This is a genomic window from Flavobacterium sp. (assembly GCF_004295795.1).
Classification (GTDB): domain Bacteria; phylum Bacteroidota; class Bacteroidia; order Flavobacteriales; family Flavobacteriaceae; genus Flavobacterium.
Map to the genome: position 1 here is coordinate 264,787 of NZ_SEBR01000002.1, position 17,008 is coordinate 281,794.

Below are 17,008 nucleotides of genomic sequence, written 5' to 3' on the forward strand. Positions count from 1 at the left end.
ACGGATAGATAATAGACGCGTTTCTGTGAGATGTAACGGCAGCAAGATTGGGTTTTTGAGACAGATTTGTCGTCGCCGATTTTGGACATCCTAATTTTTATCTATCATCGTTCCTCTAAAAAAGATAATCCAAATACCAATTTAAATGGGCGTTTTTAAGATAGAAGGCGGCATTCGCCTAAAAGGAGACGTGACTCCGCAAGGAGCAAAAAACGAGGCGTTGCAGATTTTGTGCGCGGTTTTGCTCACTCCTGAGAAAGTTACCATCAACAACATTCCCGACATCATCGACGTGAACAAACTTATCACGCTGCTCGGAAACCTTGGCGTGAAAATCACCAGAAATGGAAAAGGATCTGTCACTTTCCAGAGCGATGAGGTCAACGTGGGCTATCTTGAAACCGAAGCTTTCAGAAAAGAAGGCGGATCGTTGAGAGGATCGATCATGATAGTGGGACCACTTTTGGCGCGTTTTGGCAAAGGTTTTATTCCGAAGCCGGGCGGAGACAAGATTGGGCGTCGTCGTCTCGATACGCATTTTGAAGGTTTCATCAACCTCGGAGCCAAGTTCAGATACAATCCTGAAGACCATTTCTACGGAGTCGAAAAATCGGAGCGAGGTTTGGTTGGAGCCGATATGTTGCTCGACGAAGCTTCGGTTACGGGAACGGCAAACATCGTTATGGCAGCCGTTTTGGCCAAAGGAAAAACTACAATTTACAACGCGGCCTGTGAACCATATTTGCAGCAACTTTGCAAAATGCTCAACTCTATGGGCGCAAAAATCACGGGCGTTGGTTCAAACTTGCTTACGATTGAAGGTGTCGAAAGCCTTGGCGGATGCGAGCACAGGATTTTGCCGGATATGATCGAAATCGGTTCGTGGATTGGCTTGGCGGCCATGACAAGATCTGAAATCACGATCAAGAACGTGAGTTGGGAGAATCTTGGCGTGATTCCGTCGGTGTTCCGAAAACTCGGCATCACTTTGGAAAGACGCGGAGATGATATTTTCATCCCAACCCACGAATCATACGAAGTAAAAACAGACATCGACGGCTCGATCCTAACGGTTTCGGATGCGCCTTGGCCAGGTTTCACACCAGATTTGCTAAGCATCATTTTGGTAACCGCCACTCAAGCGAAAGGGGATGTCCTGATCCACCAGAAAATGTTCGAAAGCCGTTTGTTCTTCGTGGACAAGCTTATCGATATGGGCGCGAAGATCATCCTTTGCGATCCGCACCGCGCCGTGGTAATCGGACACGATTTCAAATCGACCTTGAAAGCCACGACGATGTCTTCACCGGATATTCGCGCCGGGATTTCGTTACTGATCGCTGCCCTTTCGGCCAAGGGAACGAGCGTGATCCAGAACATCGAGCAGATCGACCGTGGGTATGAGAGTATCGACGATCGTTTGAGAGCGCTTGGTGCAAAGATTGAAAGAATCGATTAATGCCGATGCGACTTACAAGGTTTTTTCAACTTTGTTGGTTTGGTCAAAAAATATAAATCCGGAGGTTTTTAGCTTCCGGATTTTCTTTTAGCAAAAATGTCACCTGGGTAAAAAACCACCACCACCCACCCGTAAATTTAGGCGGATCGCGAATTGGGTAGGTACAGAAAATCTGTAAAAAATCTTAAATTTTATAGTTCAAAATCCAGAATTGGAATCGCCCGAATTCTAACAATTTCCAAACAGATTAGTCCGGTTTATCCAAAATCTGATAAAACTCATGACAGACTCCATCCACGGAATCCAGCTCAGACAAATACACCGAACCCGTTCCAGACTTTTTAAAAACCATCTTCGATTTCGCCAGAGGTGTCGCTTCCTCAAACGAAAGCACAATCGAATCGCCAGATCTCGAATAAGCGCCTTCGAAAAGTTTAGGATCGAGAAAAGTTGCAGGAAAATATTCGAAAGTGCCGTCATTCCTGAGTTTGATCCGAGCCATGGAAACCGTGTGTTCACATTTTCCGAAGAAAATCACGTCGGCTTTCAGTGCTTCCCGAATTCTGGCAATCGGGGAAAAGACGACAAAAGCCAGTACAAAAATGCCGACGATCGACGGAATGGCAGTTTTCCAGCGGCTATCAGACAAAGCTTGAAAAAACCCGAAAATTACAAATCCGGCAAGAAGAAATCCGAATACTAGTTCCAATCCGAAAATTATAAGAACCTCAAAGCCTGTGCAGTGGTCAGTCGCAACATCGCAAACCAGTAATGCCGCGGCAAATGCGATCGTGTAAAGCCAAAGAGTATGGGTCGTGCGCTTTTTCATTGTTATCGGTCACAAATTTGTCGGCAGTGAAGTATCGGTCTTAAAAAGAACCATAGCCAATTCTTGATTCTTAAAAGTATACAAATGCGAAATGCCGTCCACGCAAGAAATCAATTGCACGACCTCGAATCGGTCGAAATCCGTCAATCGGAAATCATCAAAAAAAGTGTTGAGGAAATCCTGTTTGGTCATTCCAATCTGTATTCCATCGGCAAACAAAACCGACTCGTCATCGATCTCACCGCCTAAAATATACGAATGGGTTTCGGCTTCGTCGCCTTGGTCGAAAAACAAAACCAGTCGGCTGGAACCGAGTTTCAACGACTGGATTTTGTAGTCGATTCCATCGGCTTTTACTGTTTTTTCAACTGCCGAAAAGTTTCTCAAATGGCTTTTCGGGAAATCGTCCGCGCTTTCCAATTGTCCGAACGGCTCGTATACGAATTTTGCGCAAGTCACGAGTTTCAATGTGTCGGGCGAGCCGCTTTTTTCGACTGACTGCAAATCGAATGACGGTTTGGGTTTCGCCCAAAAGCCATCGATTTTGACCGCATTTGAGGTGTCGACTTTGACTTCATCCGAGGCAAGTTGCTCCGTTTTTTCGACTTCCGATTTTCGGTTGCAAGACAAAATCCCGAAAACAACCACAAAGGCGATCGCCAAAAATCGCGCTTTCATCACTCCGAAACCTGAGTGGAAACCGACCAATAATTTCCGGCGAAATCCAAAAACGAACCGCGTTTGTCGGGATCGCCTTCGTGTCGCGTCGGAGCTTCCAAAGCCTGGCAACCGAAATCGAGCGCTTTTTGGTAAGTGGCATCGGCATCGGCTACATAAACATGTAAAATGAGCGCGTTTGCCGGATAGTCTTTCGTCGCATCCGAGACCATGATGACCGTGTCGTCGATCCTGATTTCGAGGTGCATGAGCGAGCCGTCCTCGCGTTCAAACTTGCGAAGTTCCTCGGAATCGAAAACAGCTTTCGTAAAATCACTGAATTTTTGTGCGCCTTCGACCATGACGTACGGTGAAAGCGAGTTGTAGTTGGTTGGTTTGAATGACATTTTTTTAAGATAGTTGATGATAGACTGAAATATACTAGATTCTGAGGCAAAAGATAATAGAATTGAAGAAAATAGATGATAGACAAATCGAAAGTGACAAGTCTCGTTTTGAATACGGATTTTGCAACAAAGACGCGTCTATCATCTATCCGTCTATCATCTATCCGTCTATTATCTCCCTATTCAAACAAATTCAGGAATTTGAGCCCAAACACAACGCCGTCGGTCACGAATCCGTGTTGGTAAGCCCTAAAATAGTCAATTCGCATCAATCTGAATTTGCCGATTCCTACGTTGTCCAATCCGACCGAGAATTCGTGGTAAGGATTTCGGTCTGGCACGCAAAGGTTGTGGTAGCCCAAAACCAGCGTCGAACGCAACTTGTTCAGCAACGGGATTTTGTTCATGATATAACCTTTGTCGTTGTGCTCGGCGTGGATTTCCAGATAAGAATCGTTCGTGCTTTGTTCGTAATACGGAAGCAGGTTGAATCCATAAAGATAGCGGTCATTCTTGCCGATGTGCGTTTGGTTGCCATTGAAATGCTTGTAGTCGACAAACGAAATATCGTCGGCGTTGAAGAATTTCCCGGCCTTGATTATCGTCTCGAAACTGCCTTTATTGCCCAAAGTGCGCTCGTAGCGCAGCGTTCCCATGATGTGGTCGAAGCTGTATCGGCTTTGGTTTCCGATGCCTTTTTCCCATCCGATATTGATCGTCGGATAAAGATCGTTCCCGATTTTGACCTTTCCGTCGGGACGCGTCCAATATTCCTGGGCGAACACGATTCTGGCGTAAAGTCCAGTTTTGAAAACATTGTGTTTGGTGAATGCCGGCGTCGTGAAATCGTCAGGCGCAAGCGGATTGTTCGAGGTGTACTTGTCGTGATCTTCAGCAATAATTACATAATCGGTGTTGTTCCAAAGCGGTTTTCTCTCGGAATAATCGACCGTTGCCGTCATGGTGATTCCGTTCAGAACTTCCATGGAATAATTCGCATTGACGAAATTGCGCTCGTACAACTTCATGTAATTGTCGTTGAAAAACAGCGAGCTGATCGAATTCACGAGCGGCCCTATCGGATTCGCCGGATTGAACTGAGCCGCCTGACTTCCGCCGGAAACCCGAATCGTCGCATCGTTCTGCCTGTTGAACAAATGCGTGAAATTGGCGGTCGCGCGCAGTTTTTGTTCGGATAAGCCATAAGTGAAATTGGCGTTCGCCGACGTGAATGTGCGCTTTTCCTCGCGATTTTTGAGCCAGTTCAAACCCGTTCGGAACGTCCAGCCCTGAACTGTATTGAAGCTGAAACCTTTGAGGATTCCATCGTAAGATAATTGCCATTCGCGGAACGAATTTTTGTAAGTGAAACCCGTAAGCGGACTCCAAGGCTTGAATTTGTTGTTTTTGGCATCGATCGAATCGAGGTAAGTGCGCGATTTTTTCTTGGTCTGAAGAATATCTTTTTTGATGTAATCGTTGGTTTCCTCGACCGTAAGCGGAATCGGGCGGATGCTTTCCCAGAACTTGTCGTCCTTTTTGTTCGCGCCTTCAACCACGGTCAGGACTTCTCGCGTAAACGTGTTCTTCTCGAATTTTTGCTGGAACTCGAAATTGTTGAACACATAAGTAAATCGTCCGTCGACGTTTATTCCGAGTAATCCGGCCTTGAGATCGATCGTTTGTGCCGTTTTCACCCAAAGATTGTTTTGCGTATTGAAAGTGAAAGTCTGCTTCAAAGTCAGCAAATTGATTGCCGGATTCTGCATGCTTTGTCCGGTGACGTCGAGTTCGCACGCATAAACCGCAAAACTGTCATCCACAATATAAATGTAGCCAGAAGTCACGGGTTCAAGCGGACGTTTCGGCGTGACCTTGATCTTGTTGATGAGGTGATTGTTCTCGTCGACGAAAGTGGCTTCCAACTTGAATTTGTAATACGAAAAAGCTTCGTCCGAAACAGGTGAGACGATGTTAACATAAAACGGCATATTGTTGTCGTAAACGTCGAAGTTGGCCGAGGCCGCGTTGTTGAAGCTGAATCCGTTGTCGTTTCCGCTCACTTTCGAGGCGATGATCGTTTCCTTGAGTTTGTCGGGTTTTTGGTAGACGACTTTGGAAACCGTTTCCGACAGATACAAAATGCCGCTACGCGTAGAATCGAGCACTTCGTCGAACATATCGAGTTTTTGTCCCAACACCGCTTTTGGTGCGTCCTTTATGCGAAAAATTCCTCTTGAATAAAAGTCTGCGGTGTATTTCGAGGTTTTTTCGGAGTTTGCCTTTTTGTTCTTGATCGCGGCTCTCATGATGCGATCCGCCGGATTGTCTTTGGTATTGATCACGACTTCCTGCAGATCGAAACTTTCTTCTGGCATCGACACGTTGAGTTCGTATGGAAAAGCCTCGATCTCGACCTCGCGCCTTTGCGTCTTGAATCCCAAAAACTGAAACAAAACCGAGTATTTTCCGGGCTTTTTGATGTTGAGTTCGTACTTGCCCTGATCGTTCGAAGTCGTGCTGTTGTAGGTGTTTTCGACGTAAATGTTGACCAGCGGCAACGTCACGCCTTTGTCGTCGCTGACCGTTCCGCGAATCTGGGAAAGCATCGGCAGACAAAAGAACAGGAATAGAATAGGGAAAAGTTGTTTCATGGATTGGATTGTTCGAGTTTCGGATTGTAGGACAGTGAACGGAACCGATAGTTCAGATTTCAATACGTTTCAGACCAAAAACGATCGAATGGCTAGTTCGTAACTTTTGAATCCGAAGCCAAGAATCACGCCTTTTGCATTCGCCGAAATGTACGATTGGTGCCGAAATGCCTCTCTCGCGAAAGTATTCGAGATGTGCACTTCTACAACTGGCGTCAAAACCGCTTTTACCGCATCCCCGATTCCGATGGATGTATGCGTGTAAGCCGCGGCGTTCAAGACGATTCCGTCATACGAAAATCCCGTTTCCTGAATTTTCGTGATGATTTCGCCTTCGATGTTGCTCTGGAAATATTCGAGTTGCACATCTGGAAAAACCGACTTCAAAGTTTCGAAATAGTCGTCAAAAGTATGATGTCCGTAAACTTCGGGTTCGCGTTTTCCCAACAGGTTCAGATTCGGGCCGTTTATGATGATGATGCGCATTTGTCGTTTTTGGGTAAAAATAGCGATAGTGGCCAAAAATAAAGCCATCTCTCGCAAAGAAAGACGGCTTCGGTATAAAGATTCTGGTGTTTCTAGAAAGTGTATCCGAGTGAAAGCTGGAAAACGGCATTCTTGACTTCGGCTTGTTTCGAGGCTTCGGTCAAGCCGATGGAATAGCGTCCGGAAACGAAAAGTCCGCCGGCGATATTAAGCGTGACGCCGCCAGCGACCGCGAAGTCAAACGATTCGGTGTCGGCCTCGCCCGATACTTCGTCGAAAACGACATCGGCATCTTTTACGAGGAACGAAAATTGTGGTCCGGCATCAATCGAAAGTCTGTCTGTCACGACGAAAAAACGCGCCATCACGGGAACGGAAATGTAGTCGAGGTTGAAATCGCCAACACCTTCCACATCGGCTCCGACCGACGAATACAGAACTTCGGGTTGCAACGCGAAATTCTCGAGCGGTTTTATCTGAAGCAACGCTCCGGCGTGAAAACTCGTGCGTGAAGTGTAGTCGATGCCGCTTACGCCTCCGCTGAAATTGGCGAAGTTCGGGCCGGCCTTGATTCCGAATTTTAGCAGTTGCGCCTGAGCCGTAAAGGCACTTCCAAGAAGGAAGAGAGCGAAAAGGATGCGGGTTTTCATAATTCACAATTTAGGTTTCGTAAAAGTATTAACAGATTCGGACGATTTTTTACACGAGTTCGGTCAAAGGTTACACAGTTTGCTTTCGATAATAATAAATATTCAAAAGATTAAACATTTGTTAAGAATTTTGTTGAAAAGTCCAAATCCGTTGCCAAATCGGCGAATCAATCTGCAATAATTTTGAATCACTAATTCAAACATATCGAGTAATGAAAAAAGTATTGTTCTCAGCTGCCGCTTTGTTGGCAGTTGCTTTCGCGTCCGCTCAGGAAACGGAAACGGGAAAAGGTTTCAAAAAAGGTGATTTTTACATGACTGGCGCCGTTGGTTTCTCGTCTGAAAAGACTGGTGATTTTAAGACGAATGAGTTCACAATTGCTCCAACTGCGGGTTATTTCGTGTCGAACAACATCGCTGTTGGATTGAACGTAGGCTATGTTTCTACGAAAGAAGAAAATCCTGTTGACGGAGACGTCGATACAGATTTGTTCGTGATCGGAGCTTTTGGTCGTTACTACGCGACTCCGGCCAACGATTTCTCTTTCTTCGGACAGTTGGGCTTCAACTACGGAACAGGAAAAACCAAGCCAGAAGGCGGAGGCGATTTCAAAGTTGACGGATTCGAAGTGGCTTTGCGCCCGGGCGTAAGCTATTTCCTTTCGAAAAATGTCGCTATCGAGGCTTCGATCGGAGCTTTGAGCTACTCGTCAATCGAGCCGGACGGAGGTGAATCTACAGATTCTTTCGAGATCGGTGTAAACCTTACCGAAGTTCAGTTTGGCGTTGTCTACAAATTCTGATTTGTAAGCATAATTCAAATCAAGGCCTCCAATTCAGGAGGCTTTTTTTATGGAAATAGGTTATCCTTAGCTGTTTATAAGTTTGTTGACAAGTGCGGTTTTTAGAATCGGACACGCATTTAACAGCTGTCTAACTTTACTGTACTAACTAAAAACAAGAACAGGAAATGAAAAAGATAATCATTTGCGCCTGTGCATTTTTGGCTTACGGACTCGCCAATGCACAATCTGAACAAATCAAATTCGGGGTAAAGGCCGGTTTGCTTCACAGCACGATTACGGGAGACGATTATGGAGACGGCATCGACAATTACGGATTCGACTCCAAAATCGGAGGGTACATTGGCGGAGTCGTCGACTTGCCGATCGCCGGAAATTTCCACCTCCAACCCGAACTTTTGTTCACGAGCGAAGGTGCCGACGAAGTGAATCTGGCCTACGCAAGAATTCCTGTGCTGGCCAAATATTACATCATCCAGAATCTGGCGCTCGAGGCCGGACCGACTTTTGGGGCGATGCTTGCCGCCGAAGACGATTCCGAGGATGCGTTCAAGAAAGTAGACGTGGCCTTGACCGGAGGCGCGGCTTACGAATTCAGCTTCGGACTTTTTGTCGATGCGAGATTCAACGCAGGTTTGGTAAACATCAGCGATATCGACGGCGTCGATTGGCACACGGCCAGTTTTATGGTCGGAGCCGGTTACCGTTTCTGAAAATATGGAGTTGAATTTAATGCAAAAAGCCTCCCGAGCTTGGGGAGGCTTTTTTTATTCTGGATGTTTGTTCTTAGAACTTGTATCCGATACTGATCTGGAAAACCGAGTTTCTTGAATCCGAATCCTTGAAAAGATCGGTGAATCCGTAGTTGTAACGGCCTGAAGCGAAAAGTCCCATTTCTGTTTGGAAAGTCAAACCTCCGGCTGCACCGAATTCGAAATCTTCAGCTCCGTCAAGTTCGTCTGTCTCGTCTCCGTCAACTTCGATTTTCTCGTTCACCTTAAATCCGAACTGCGGGCCAGCTTCCAAACTGAAACCTTTGAAAAGGTATACTTTGGCCAAAACCGGAACGTTGATGTAATCTAATTTGTACTCGATTTCGTCGGCTCCAAGAAATCCAGGGTTTTTAGCTTTCGCACCTTGTCCTGAATATAAGACCTCTGCCTGTAGCGAGAAGATGTCAGCCAACGGAAGTTCTCCTACCAAACCTACGTGGAAATTGGTTCTCATGTCGTTATCGCCAACGTCGTCTCCGGCGATTCTCGCGAAGTTGACACCACCTTTTACACCAAGGCTAGGCGTTCTTGTTGTTGAATTGTCGACTTTGTCCTGTGCGTAAGTTGCTGTCGCACCAAAAAGGAAAAGTCCGGCTGCAAAGATTTTCAATGATTTCATGATTGTTAATGTTTAAAGGGTTATTTGATGCCAAAATTATATCCGTGACATTTCTGACAGCCTTAAAAAACTCTTAATTCACGTTTCTTTAACAGTGTAAAATGGTGTAAAAAATGAGAATTTTGCAACAAAAAATATTAAAGTGTAACGATATTTTTACGATATGGAAATTCTGTAACTGAATATTGAATTTGTGATAATCGTAAGAATTTGGAACGAAGGTGATTTTGTTCGCTTCGGATTTCGTTTATTTGAACAATGGACAGCTGGAAATCGTACATCAAGAATTATCGCTCATATTTGCGAATCGAACGCGGGTTGTCACCCAATACGATCGAGAATTACACTTTCGACATCAATCGGCTTTGTCTTTATCTGACGCAAAATGGCATCGAGGTGAATCCGATAAAAATCGAAGAGGAAACCGTTCAGCAATTCATCTACGAAGTTTCAAAAGAAGTCAATGCGAGGTCGCAAGCGCGCATCATTTCCGGGCTCAAAAGTTTTTTCGGATTCCTGATTTTCGAGGATTTCCGAAATACGAATCCGATGGAATTGCTCGAAACGCCCAGAATCGGACGCAAATTGCCAGACACGCTTTCACTGTCCGACATCGACAAACTAATTTCGGCTATCGATTTATCGTTCGAGGACAAGTCGACGCGGTACAGAATCGGCGAACGCGACAAGACGATGCTCGAAACCCTTTACGGATGCGGGCTTCGCGTGTCCGAACTCGTGACGCTGAAAATGTCCGACCTGTTTTTCGACGAAGGTTTCATCCGCGTGACGGGAAAAGGGAACAAGCAGCGTTTTGTTCCCGTCGGAAATGTTACCCAAAAATATCTCGAGACCTACATAAATTCGGTCAGAACGATTTTGGCAGTCCAAAAAGGGCACGAGGACACGATTTTCCTGAACCGACGCGGAAAAGGTCTCACGCGCGCGATGGTTTTCACGATTATCCGCGAATTGGCCGACATGATCAAACTCGGCAAAAAAATCAGCCCACACACTTTTCGGCATTCATTCGCCACACATTTGCTCGAAAACGGTGCCGATCTGCGCTCGATCCAATTGATGTTGGGACACGAATCAATCACGACGACCGAAATTTACGTGCATCTCGACCGCAAGCATCTTACTCAGGTCATGAATCGGTTTCATCCGAGGAAATAAATTCCAAATCCCAATCCCGATAGCTATCGGGACCAAATCCCAAATTCCAAATCCCAAATCCCAAATTCCAAATTCCAAATCCTAAATTCCAAATCCCAAATCCCAAATCCCAAATCAGAATCCTAAAATCCCAATTGCAAATTCCAATGAAACAACTGCTGTTTTTTCTTATTCCGATTTTTTGTTTTGCCCAGAATCCGAAAGTTGAAAAACTCGGGAGGTACATGGACAAACAGGTTGATGTCAACGATTTCAGCGGAACTGTTCTCGTGATGAAGAAAGATTCGGTGTTGCTCAAGAAAGCTTACGGACTTGCGAATCGTGAATTTGCGGTGGAAAATGCGGTCGGGACGAAGTTCGTGCTGGCATCGGTCACGAAGTATTTTACGGCAATTGCAATTATGCAGTTAGTCGAACAAGGAAAGTTATCGGTCGATGACAAACTCTCAAAGTTCTATCCGAACTATCCAAAAGCAGATCAGGTTTCAATTCACATGTTATTGACGCATACCGCAGGATTGCCGCTGGATTTCGACGATCTGTACATGAATTCGACAGTGATTTCCAAAGATTCGGCACTTCAGGTCTTGATGCGCAAACCTTTTTTGTTCGAGCCCGGAACGTCTTGCAAATACAGCAATATCGGTTATTTTTTGCTCGGACAGATTGTGGAGAAAGTTTCTGGGAAAAAGTATCCGGAATTTTTGAAAGAACATATTTTCGACAAGGCCGGAATGCGAAACAGTGGCGTTTGCAATAACGATTCGGTCGTAAAAAACAAAGCGGATATCTATTATAAGGAAGACGGGAAATATGCGAAAAACCCGTATCTCAACTGGAATTTGAATGTCGGCCATGACGGAATGTACTCGACGGTCGAAGATTTGTACAAGTTGGACCGCGCGCTTTACACAGATGCGGTTCTTTCGTCGGCTTCACGCGCCAAAATGGAAACGAAATACAACGCGAAATATCGCGATGGCGGCTTTTTCGATTCTTACGGATACGGGATTTTCGTCGATCCGTATTACAACCATAACCATTCGTTGCGAACGCACAGCGGCGGATTCATTGGCGTGATGACCACATTCGACCGCTATCCCGATGACGATATGTTCGTGGTGGTTTTGTCGAATAACGGCTCGGAATCGCACATCGTCAGTTATGCGCTCTCGGCGATTGTATTCGGAATTCCGGTCGATTTGCCGTATGTCCACAAAGAAATAAAGGCCGATTCCAAGAGTTGGCAGTCGTTCGCAGGTGATTTCAGCGGAACAAAGATCATGTTCGAGAAAGGGAAGTTGTACTTGAATTCAATCCAAATTGAACTTGTCCCGGAATCGCCGACGAAATTCTTTCAACGGGAAAATCCCGATCGAACGTTTGAATTTGTGTCCGATAAAAAAGGGCGTTTCAATAAATTGATCGTGAGTAAAGGCGGCGTAAAGGAGACGAAATCGCGGACGGTGAAGAAGATCGCGTTTTGAAGGCGCAAAATTAGTTGAAGTTCGCTATTTGAACATAGCGAAAAGTGTTGGAGTTATTCGCTTTTTTTTGGAGCTGGTTCCGGCTTACTGGCACTAGCTTTTTTTAAAAATCCGGTTTTTCTTGGGTTTAAAACGAGCTTCCTGCGGTCGCTGTTTTAAACTTAGAAAAATTCGGTTTTTTCTGCAAAAGGCTAGTTGCCGTTATCCGGGCTATTTCTTTTAGCCGCAAATATCTTTTCTTCATTATTTTCTGTGAAACCGGAAAGTTATCTCACTCTCGAAACCTAATAGAAATGAGCTTCGCTCATTTTGCTTCTTTCGCCGGCTGCGCCGTCGCTTGCTTTGATTTTGATTCGTCGCCTGCCAGCGGGGCTTACTTTTGCCTCGCCGCAAAAGTAACAAAAAGGCTCGCGGCACGACCGATTTTGGCGACCTACCAAGTCCCTCGCAAGACTGCGGTTCTGGTCGAAATTCGGGGAAAAACCGGGAATCGGTTGTCGAATTTATTGTGCTTCGCTTCATACAGTTCTAGCACGCTATCGGATTTGGAAATGTCAAAGTTTTGTCTCCGAGAGTTGTTTCGTGCAAACGTTAATCCAAGGTTGTCGATGGCGCAAAAAAAATCCCAACCGAGAAGATTGGGATTTGGCTATTCAGTTGGAATTTTATTTCGCGATGTTCACCGCTCGGGTTTCGCGAATCACGGTGATTTTCACTTGGCCCGGATAAGTCATTTCCGTCTGGATTTTTTGTGAAATCTCGAAAGAGAGTGTTCCGGCCATTTCATCCGATACTTTTTCACTTTCCACAATCACGCGAAGTTCACGTCCCGCCTGGATGGCATAAGCATTCTTTACGCCGTGGAATCCGAAGGCGATTTCCTCAAGATCTTTCAAACGTTGGATGTAAGAATCCAGAACCTGGCGGCGCGCGCCCGGGCGTGCACCTGAAATCGCATCACAAACCTGGACGATAGGCGAGAGAAGTGACTTCATCTCGATCTCGTCGTGGTGCGCTCCGATCGCGTTGCAAACTTCTTCTTTTTCCCCGTATTTTTCAGCCCATTGCATACCAAGCAAGGCGTGCGGAAGGTCGCTTTCCGTATCGGGCACTTTTCCTATATCGTGTAAAAGTCCGGCTCTTTTGGCGAGTTTCACGTTCAGGCCGAGTTCGGCTGCCATGATTCCGCAAAGTTTCGACACTTCGCGCGAGTGCTGTAAAAGGTTTTGTCCGTAAGACGATCGGTATTTCATTCTACCTACGATCTTGATCAATTCCGGATGCAAACCGTGGATGCCAAGGTCGATTACCGTGCGTTTTCCGACTTCGGCGATTTCTTCCTCGATCTGTTTCGTGGTTTTGGCGACGACTTCCTCGATACGTGCCGGGTGAATTCGTCCGTCGGTCACAAGTTTGTGAAGCGACAAACGCGCAATCTCGCGGCGAACCGGATCGAAACACGAAAGGATGATCGCTTCCGGAGTGTCGTCCACGATGATTTCAACGCCTGTTGCGGCTTCGATAGCACGAATGTTGCGTCCTTCGCGACCGATGATTCGACCTTTCACGTCGTCAGATTCAATGTTGAATACCGATACGCAGTTCTCGACGGCTTCCTCAGTTCCGACGCGTTGAATCGTGTTGATGATGACTTTTTTGGCTTCTTGTTGCGCCGTCAATTTCGCCTCTTCGATGGTTTCCTGAATGTGTGCCATCGCTCTGGTTTTGGCCTCGGCGCGCAAACCTTCCACAAGCTGTTCACGGGCGTCGTCAGCAGACAATCCCGAAATTACCTCGAGTTGGTTGAGTTGGCTCTTGTGCATTTTCTCGACTTCCTGCGTCTTGCGGTCGAGCATTTCTATTTTCGACGTGTAATCGGCGGCTTTGGCCTCGAAATCGTCGTTGAGTTTTTTGGTTTTGGAAAGTTCGTTGGAAACCTGTGATTCCTTGTCGCGGATGCGTTTCTCGGATTCGGCGGTTTTTTTGTCGCGGGCCAGGATCACTTGTTCGTGTTCGGCTTTGAGTTCGATGAATTTCTCTTTCGCCTGAAGGATTTTGTCCTTTTTGATATTCTCGGCCTCTTGCTGGGCGTCTTTCAAGATAAGCGCGGCGTCTTTCTTGGCCGATCCGATTACGCTGCCGGCGCTCTTTTTGTCGAGCGACTTGGCCACGGCAAATCCTGCTCCGATTCCCGCTACGGCTGCGATGATTATAAATAAAATGCTATCCATTTGGTGTTAAATTAAGTGTTAGTGGAGCTTGGTTCGTACTCCATTTGCTGTCGTCGCAATCGAAATCTGATTGCATAAAAAAAGCCTACATTAGGCGCTTGCATAAACTCGTTATGACAAGATTTGGGTTAACCCGCGGTTCAAGGATCCGGGACAAGCCGGCGTGCTTTAGGAGCGGAGATTCACCCATTTGAATTGTTTAGTGTTGAGTTTATCAAATGGAAACTAATGTAGGCAGTATCGTTTTCTTGTAAAAGAACGTGTTTTTATCTGTTGAGATATTCGGCAAGCATTTCATTCATGGCGCTCAAACGCTGTATGGTTTCTGTTCCGTCTATGGCGTTGTCAAGCTGTTTTTGCTCCAATTGCGAAGCGAACTGCAAGGCGCACATGGCCAGAACGTCCTGTTTGTCGCGCACGGCATAATTTTCCTCGAACTGCTTGATCATGACTTCGATCTTTCGGGCGGCGCTTCTAAGGCCTTCTTCCTGAGACATGTTCACCGTAAGCGGATAAACGCGGTCGGCGATCGAGAGTTTGATTTTTAGCTTTTCGTCCATTAGTCCGCGAGCTGGGCGATACAGTAATCAATTTCCCGTATCAATGAATTTATCTTGAGCTTCGTATCTCTTTTGTTTTCGTCACTGCCAAGCAATGAATTGGCTAACCTGAGCGTTTCGTTTGCCGATTTTAGTCCTTCAATTTCGTCAGACTGACTTTCGAGCATTGCCGCAGCGTTCGTTTTCTCCTCCCGAAGTACGTTGTTTTGCGCTTCCAAAGCGTCTACTTTTTGCAGCAGTTTTTTGATCCTGCTTTCGAGAGTGTCAATGATTCCTGCTATTTCGCTCATGCAAAAACCTTATCATTAGCTGAATCACAAAGGTAGCATTTCACTTCAATTACCGAAATTTTTTTGAGTGAAAAACAATTTTTTCCATCGATGTAGCCCATAATAATTTGCGCGAAAGCTTGTTATATACAGAAAAAACGTAATCTCAATTGGCCGTGGTTTTTTATCTTAGCAAAATGGACGACAAGCGTCCGACGACCACTCAATCTAATATGTACGCCATGAGATTTTTTCTACTCCTTTTGTTTTTTTACGCGCCAATCTACGCCCAGGACGTTTATCCCAAAGACTTTTTTCGCTCGCCACTCGACATTCCGCTGCAACTTTCGGGGAATTTCGGTGAACTGCGCTCCAACCATTTTCACGCCGGTTTCGACTTTCGGACACAACAAAAAGAAGGCCTGAATGTCTACGCGGCCGGAGACGGCTACATTTCCCGAATCAAGATTTCGCCTTACGGATACGGGAAAGCGATCTACATCGACCATCCAAACGGTTACACAACGGTTTACGGACACCTTAAAATGGGTTCGGCGACGGTAGAAAAATACATTCTCGAAAATCAGTACAAACAAGAATCTTTCGAAGTCGAACTGTTTCCGAAGCCCGGCGAATTGCAGGTTCTCAAAGGTGACGTGATCGCGCTTTCAGGAAATACGGGCGGTTCGGAAGGGCCGCATCTGCACTTTGAGATCCGGGCGACGAAGTCCGAAAAGATCATCAATCCGCTTTTCTTCGGATTCGACAAAATCATCCTCGACAACAAAAAGCCGGTTCTGACGAATCTTCTGGTTTATCCGATAGACGCGAATTCCGAAGTGAACGGCGTAAAAACTCCGGTCATGGTCGACGTGAGAATGGGCGAGGACGGAAATTATCTGGCGGAAAAAATCACGGGCACCGGACGAATCGGCATCGGGATTTCGGCCTACGACCAATGCGATTATTCGCCCGGAAAAAACGGTGTTTATAAGGTAGAGAATTACGTGAACGGGAATTTGTCCTACGGATACGAGTTCAACACGTTCGCTTTCGACGAATCGCGCTACATCAACGCCTTGATCGATTATCCGAGGTTTCGCAAAACGGGACAAAGAATCCAAAAGCTGTTCCGACGCCAGCCAAACGATTTCAGTCTCACCAAAACCGACGAAACCAACGGCACGATTTTGATCGAACCCAGCATGAACAAGGTCTCTCGTCTCGAGATTTCTGATTTTTACGGCAACAAGATCGTGATAAACATTCCGGTCGAGTATGTCGCGCCGGTTGCCACCGAGCCTCAAACCGCGATCCCAAATTCAGGTTATCTTGTTTACGCAGCCAAAGACAACAATTTCGAGAAAGGCCCGTTTTCGGTTTTCGTTCCGGCCAAGACTTTTTACGAGGACGTTTTTTTGAATTTCGACGTGAACGCAAGCACGATGGTCTTCGGAAACGACGACATTCCGGTGCACTCGAATTTCAATGTCGTGATCGACGATAAATCGATTCCCGAATCCGACAGGGAAAAAACCTTCATCGCCTCGATCAACGGATCGCGTCTGTCCTACAATTCGACCAAGCGCAAAGGCACGACTTTTTCGACTTACACCAAAAACCTCGGCGGATTCAAGCTCGCCAAGGACGTCGATGCGCCAAAGATCACATCGGTCAAAAAAATCGAGGGCAAAACCTTGAACGACGCCAATATTTCGTTCGCGATCTCTGACGCGCTTTCGGGAATTCGAGAATACAAAGGGTATCTGAACGGACATTGGGTGCTTTTTGAGTTCGATTACAAGAGCAAACGCATCACGCATTGGTTCTCGACAGACGATTTCCTAGTCGACGGAAGGAACGAATTAAAGCTCGTCGTGACCGACAATGTGGGAAATTCCGCTATATTTGAAACGTATTTTTTAAGGAGTAAAACTCCGTAAAA

General features: G+C 46.0%; 16 protein-coding genes and 1 other RNA gene. 6 read left to right on the forward strand and 11 right to left on the reverse strand.

The window, feature by feature from the left end:
* The first annotated feature begins 145 nt into the window (after positions 1–145).
* A complete protein-coding gene (murA, locus tag EOO49_RS02190) occupies positions 146–1,459 on the forward strand; it encodes a UDP-N-acetylglucosamine 1-carboxyvinyltransferase (protein ID WP_290842292.1) in 1,314 nt (437 codons plus the stop codon).
* Between the two features lie 247 nt (positions 1,460–1,706).
* On the opposite strand, the gene EOO49_RS02195 is transcribed toward murA, so the two are convergent.
* The 6 genes from EOO49_RS02195 to EOO49_RS02220 all read right to left on the reverse strand — a co-directional run bounded on the left by EOO49_RS02195 (position 1,707) and on the right by EOO49_RS02220 (position 7,142).
* The gene (locus EOO49_RS02195) at positions 1,707–2,288 is read right to left on the reverse strand and encodes a hypothetical protein (RefSeq protein ID WP_290842294.1); all 582 of its coding nucleotides are present in this window, start codon (positions 2,286–2,288) and stop codon (positions 1,707–1,709) included.
* 9 nt (positions 2,289–2,297) lie between these two features.
* Positions 2,298–2,966, reverse strand: a complete 669-nt coding sequence (locus EOO49_RS02200; protein WP_290842296.1) for a hypothetical protein — start codon at positions 2,964–2,966, stop codon at positions 2,298–2,300.
* Entirely contained in the window at positions 2,966–3,352 is a 387-nt protein-coding gene (locus EOO49_RS02205; protein ID WP_290842299.1) for a VOC family protein, read from the reverse strand. Before EOO49_RS02205 ends, EOO49_RS02200 begins: the two co-directional genes overlap by 1 nt.
* Positions 3,353–3,531: 179 nt before the next feature.
* On the reverse strand, positions 3,532–6,006 hold the full coding sequence (locus tag EOO49_RS02210) for a DUF5686 and carboxypeptidase regulatory-like domain-containing protein (protein ID WP_290842302.1): 2,475 nt from the start codon (positions 6,004–6,006) through the stop codon (positions 3,532–3,534).
* A 69-nt stretch (positions 6,007–6,075) separates the two neighbouring features.
* Positions 6,076–6,492, reverse strand: coding sequence for a type II 3-dehydroquinate dehydratase (aroQ, locus tag EOO49_RS02215; RefSeq protein WP_290842304.1), 417 nt, complete (start codon positions 6,490–6,492; stop codon positions 6,076–6,078).
* 92 nt (positions 6,493–6,584) lie between these two features.
* Positions 6,585–7,142, reverse strand: coding sequence for a porin family protein (locus EOO49_RS02220; protein ID WP_290842306.1), 558 nt, complete (start codon positions 7,140–7,142; stop codon positions 6,585–6,587).
* Between the two features lie 212 nt (positions 7,143–7,354).
* Here EOO49_RS02220 and EOO49_RS02225 point away from each other — a divergent pair, with 212 nt between their 5' ends.
* On the forward strand, positions 7,355–7,945 hold the full coding sequence (locus EOO49_RS02225) for an outer membrane beta-barrel protein (RefSeq protein ID WP_290842308.1): 591 nt from the start codon (positions 7,355–7,357) through the stop codon (positions 7,943–7,945).
* Positions 7,946–8,112: 167 nt separating this feature from the next.
* Entirely contained in the window at positions 8,113–8,658 is a 546-nt protein-coding gene (locus tag EOO49_RS02230) for a porin family protein (protein WP_290842310.1), read from the forward strand.
* Positions 8,659–8,731: 73 nt separating this feature from the next.
* On the opposite strand, the gene EOO49_RS02235 is transcribed toward EOO49_RS02230, so the two are convergent.
* Entirely contained in the window at positions 8,732–9,337 is a 606-nt protein-coding gene (locus EOO49_RS02235) for a porin family protein (protein WP_290842312.1), read from the reverse strand.
* A 258-nt stretch (positions 9,338–9,595) separates the two neighbouring features.
* On the opposite strand from EOO49_RS02235, the gene xerA reads away from it, so the two are divergent.
* Both xerA and EOO49_RS02245 read left to right on the forward strand, forming a co-directional pair.
* Entirely contained in the window at positions 9,596–10,516 is a 921-nt protein-coding gene (gene xerA, locus EOO49_RS02240) for a site-specific tyrosine recombinase/integron integrase (protein ID WP_290842314.1), read from the forward strand.
* A 146-nt stretch (positions 10,517–10,662) separates the two neighbouring features.
* Complete coding sequence (locus EOO49_RS02245) at positions 10,663–12,003, forward strand: serine hydrolase (RefSeq protein WP_290842316.1); 1,341 nt, start codon at positions 10,663–10,665, stop codon at positions 12,001–12,003.
* Between the two features lie 665 nt (positions 12,004–12,668).
* On the opposite strand, the gene rny is transcribed toward EOO49_RS02245, so the two are convergent.
* From rny to EOO49_RS02265, 4 genes are all read right to left on the reverse strand, one after another.
* Positions 12,669–14,234, reverse strand: a complete 1,566-nt coding sequence (gene rny / locus EOO49_RS02250; protein WP_290842318.1) for a ribonuclease Y — start codon at positions 14,232–14,234, stop codon at positions 12,669–12,671.
* A 104-nt stretch (positions 14,235–14,338) separates the two neighbouring features.
* Positions 14,339–14,445: non-coding RNA, 6S RNA (gene ssrS / locus EOO49_RS02255), on the reverse strand.
* A gap of 55 nt (positions 14,446–14,500) precedes the next feature.
* The gene (locus EOO49_RS02260) at positions 14,501–14,794 is read right to left on the reverse strand and encodes a cell division protein ZapA (protein ID WP_290842320.1); all 294 of its coding nucleotides are present in this window, start codon (positions 14,792–14,794) and stop codon (positions 14,501–14,503) included.
* Positions 14,794–15,084, reverse strand: coding sequence for a hypothetical protein (locus EOO49_RS02265; RefSeq protein WP_290842322.1), 291 nt, complete (start codon positions 15,082–15,084; stop codon positions 14,794–14,796). The genes EOO49_RS02260 and EOO49_RS02265 overlap by 1 nt, the downstream gene beginning before the upstream one ends.
* Before the next feature lie 221 nt (positions 15,085–15,305).
* On the opposite strand from EOO49_RS02265, the gene EOO49_RS02270 reads away from it, so the two are divergent.
* Complete coding sequence (locus EOO49_RS02270; RefSeq protein ID WP_290842324.1) at positions 15,306–17,006, forward strand: M23 family metallopeptidase; 1,701 nt, start codon at positions 15,306–15,308, stop codon at positions 17,004–17,006.
* The last annotated feature ends 2 nt before the right edge of the window (positions 17,007–17,008 follow it).

Bases quoted from the DNA above. Each gene is read 5' to 3' on its own strand.
- murA (WP_290842292.1), top strand. From the start codon at position 146: ATGGGCGTTTTTAAGATAGAAGGCGGCATTCGCCTAAAAGGAGACGTG.
- EOO49_RS02195 (WP_290842294.1), bottom strand. From the start codon at position 2,288: ATGAAAAAGCGCACGACCCATACTCTTTGGCTTTACACGATCGCATTT.
- EOO49_RS02200 (WP_290842296.1), bottom strand. From the start codon at position 2,966: ATGAAAGCGCGATTTTTGGCGATCGCCTTTGTGGTTGTTTTCGGGATT.
- EOO49_RS02205 (WP_290842299.1), bottom strand. From the start codon at position 3,352: ATGTCATTCAAACCAACCAACTACAACTCGCTTTCACCGTACGTCATG.
- EOO49_RS02210 (WP_290842302.1), bottom strand. From the start codon at position 6,006: ATGAAACAACTTTTCCCTATTCTATTCCTGTTCTTTTGTCTGCCGATG.
- aroQ (WP_290842304.1), bottom strand. From the start codon at position 6,492: ATGCGCATCATCATCATAAACGGCCCGAATCTGAACCTGTTGGGAAAA.
- EOO49_RS02220 (WP_290842306.1), bottom strand. From the start codon at position 7,142: ATGAAAACCCGCATCCTTTTCGCTCTCTTCCTTCTTGGAAGTGCCTTT.
- EOO49_RS02225 (WP_290842308.1), top strand. From the start codon at position 7,355: ATGAAAAAAGTATTGTTCTCAGCTGCCGCTTTGTTGGCAGTTGCTTTC.
- EOO49_RS02230 (WP_290842310.1), top strand. From the start codon at position 8,113: ATGAAAAAGATAATCATTTGCGCCTGTGCATTTTTGGCTTACGGACTC.
- EOO49_RS02235 (WP_290842312.1), bottom strand. From the start codon at position 9,337: ATGAAATCATTGAAAATCTTTGCAGCCGGACTTTTCCTTTTTGGTGCG.
- xerA (WP_290842314.1), top strand. From the start codon at position 9,596: ATGGACAGCTGGAAATCGTACATCAAGAATTATCGCTCATATTTGCGA.
- EOO49_RS02245 (WP_290842316.1), top strand. From the start codon at position 10,663: ATGAAACAACTGCTGTTTTTTCTTATTCCGATTTTTTGTTTTGCCCAG.
- rny (WP_290842318.1), bottom strand. From the start codon at position 14,234: ATGGATAGCATTTTATTTATAATCATCGCAGCCGTAGCGGGAATCGGA.
- EOO49_RS02260 (WP_290842320.1), bottom strand. From the start codon at position 14,794: ATGGACGAAAAGCTAAAAATCAAACTCTCGATCGCCGACCGCGTTTAT.
- EOO49_RS02265 (WP_290842322.1), bottom strand. From the start codon at position 15,084: ATGAGCGAAATAGCAGGAATCATTGACACTCTCGAAAGCAGGATCAAA.
- EOO49_RS02270 (WP_290842324.1), top strand. From the start codon at position 15,306: ATGAGATTTTTTCTACTCCTTTTGTTTTTTTACGCGCCAATCTACGCC.